The 2076-nt window shown below is 40.3% G+C and carries 3 protein-coding genes and 1 pseudogene; 3 read left to right on the top strand and 1 reads right to left on the bottom strand.

From position 1 onward, the window contains the following. The 3 genes and pseudogenes from AACS92_RS20860 to AACS92_RS20870 all read left to right on the top strand — a co-directional run. Nucleotides 1–110: pseudogene (locus AACS92_RS20860) on the top strand (IS982 family transposase); the annotation flags it as partial. 5 nt (nucleotides 111–115) lie between these two features. Beyond that, nucleotides 116–562, top strand: a complete 447-nt coding sequence (locus AACS92_RS20865) for a nuclear transport factor 2 family protein (RefSeq protein WP_099112011.1) — start codon at nucleotides 116–118, stop codon at nucleotides 560–562. A gap of 359 nt (nucleotides 563–921) precedes the next feature. After that, complete coding sequence (locus AACS92_RS20870) at nucleotides 922–1851, top strand: SEL1-like repeat protein (protein ID WP_099112012.1); 930 nt, start codon at nucleotides 922–924, stop codon at nucleotides 1849–1851. Here the strand turns inward: AACS92_RS20870 and AACS92_RS20875 are convergent. Then, nucleotides 1813–2076: transposase (locus AACS92_RS20875; RefSeq protein ID WP_241538003.1), on the bottom strand; the 264-nt coding region annotated here is incomplete at its 5' end. The genes AACS92_RS20870 and AACS92_RS20875 overlap by 39 nt on opposite strands.

Here is a 2076-nt window from a genome sequence, read left to right on the forward strand (position 1 = left end):
CCGGTTTTTTGTTAACCATTTTAACGGGATTGATTGCTTACTGCCTTAAAGAGAAAAAGCCATCACTGAAAATTTTCTACTCAGAAGAAGATATTTCAGTAATAGCTTAAGCGGAATTGGGGTTAATTATGAAACAGCTACACAGAAGGTCCGTATTGCAGAAGATAGCTGGAATACGCGTGATGCTGATAAAGTTGTGTTGGCATACAGCAAAGACACTAGGTGGCGAAATAGAACAGAGTTCGTTAATGGCCTAGATGAAGCAAAAAAATGGCTAGTCCGAAAATGGATAAAAGAGAAAAGCTATCGGTTAATTAAAGAGTTATGGGCAGTGGAAGGGAACCGGATTGCTGTAAGGTATGCCTATGAATGGCATGATGATTCGGGTAATTGGTTTCGTTCATATGGTAATGAAAATTGGGAATTTGATGAACATGGAATAATGATAAACCGTTTTGCAAGTATTAATGATATCCCTATAAATGAAGATGAGCGTAAATTTCACTGGCCTTTGGGGCGTCGACCAGATAATTATCCGGGGCTAAGTGAATTAGGTTTGTAATTTTAATAAGTTAAAAAATTAACTTATGGTTTTGAAAAATTGTAGGGCTTGTACAAAGATCTATGTACAGGCTCACTAAGTTTGGATAGATCATAATCTGTCGGTTTTCGGTTGAATTAACTTACTCGTTCATCTCAGTCTATTTTGACTAATAATTTGCTTTTGGCTGTTACATGATTTTTTCACACTGGTTTGTTGAATTATTATTTCTTCAGTAGACTGTTTTTGTAAAAAGATAATAAGCTCCTGTTTTTAACACCTATTAAAATAATCAACATTATTCCCCCATCATATAATATTTGTTAATGTGTATTCACTTTGCCCTCCGACTGAACTCCCAAAAATAAGGAATTAAAGACATGGAACGCGTTCCCTTGCTTGCTCTTTTATTCACTCTGACTGTTTCTATCTCAGCATGTAAGCCAGCAGATCCGTGTCAGGTTGATGGATCTTCTTTCCTTACTTGTCTGAGGTTAGCTGATGAAGGTGATGCCGTTGCACAATATAAGATCGGGAAAATGTATGAAAAAGGACTAGGAGTTCCATTAGATAATCAGGAAGCAATCAGATGGTATACCGAATCTGCTCAGCAGGGAAATACTGATGCGCAGGCGGATCTTCATGAGCGCTATAAGGAAGAGGCTGAAAAATACAAAACTGCTGCCGGTCAGGGGGATATCGAGGCACAAAATACTCTTGCTGGTCTCTACCATAAAGGGTGGGGAGTGGAGCAGGATTATAAAGAAGCTTTCAAATTGTATCTCGCTGGTGCTAATCAGGGGAATGCTTATGCCCAGTATTTTGTAGGGTATTACTATAAGGAAGGATTAGGCGTCGAGCAGAATTATCAGGAAGCGTTCACATGGTATGCGAAATCGGCTGAACAGGGAGATCCCGATGCACAAGTGGACATAAGGTATCTTTATGAAAAAGGGCTTGGTGTACAGCAGGACTATCAGGAAGCAGTCAGGTGGTATCTCCAGTCGGCTGAACAGGGACACACTTTTGGTCAGGTCAGCCTTGGCAATCTTTATAATCAGGGACTGGGAGTTGAGCAGAACTATCAGGAGGCCGCCAAATGGTATCTCTCCGCAGCTGAGCAGGGCAGTGTTGATGCTCTGAATCATCTGGGGTATTTCTCCTTTAAAGGAATGGGTGTTTCTCAGAATTATAAAGAAGCAATGAAGTGGTTCAGTCAGGCTGCTGAACAGGAGAATGCTTATTCACAGTATTTTATTGGCTATTTAACCTCAGCTTCGCTTAAAAATAGCGATCTCATTATCCCGTAGATTCAAGCTCGGTTTTTTAGGTTGGAATGTATAAGCAATAAGGCCGGCAGTAACTTCCAATAAAAAACCGAGTTGACTGCGATGCCTTGAATGCTCTATCTGAGAAATATTCTTGAGCTGATCGATGACGGTTTCTATCAAAAACCGCCGCCTTAACATCAATCTATCCCAGAGAGATAATGCCTTGGCTTTCATGTTACTCCGGACATTCGTGATTAACGTGAC

Origin of the sequence: Xenorhabdus sp. KJ12.1 (assembly GCF_963876495.1) — a bacterium.
GTDB lineage: Bacteria > Pseudomonadota > Gammaproteobacteria > Enterobacterales > Enterobacteriaceae > Xenorhabdus > Xenorhabdus stockiae.

Bases quoted from the DNA above. Each gene is read 5' to 3' on its own strand.
- AACS92_RS20870 (WP_099112012.1), top strand. From the start codon at position 922: ATGGAACGCGTTCCCTTGCTTGCTCTTTTATTCACTCTGACTGTTTCT.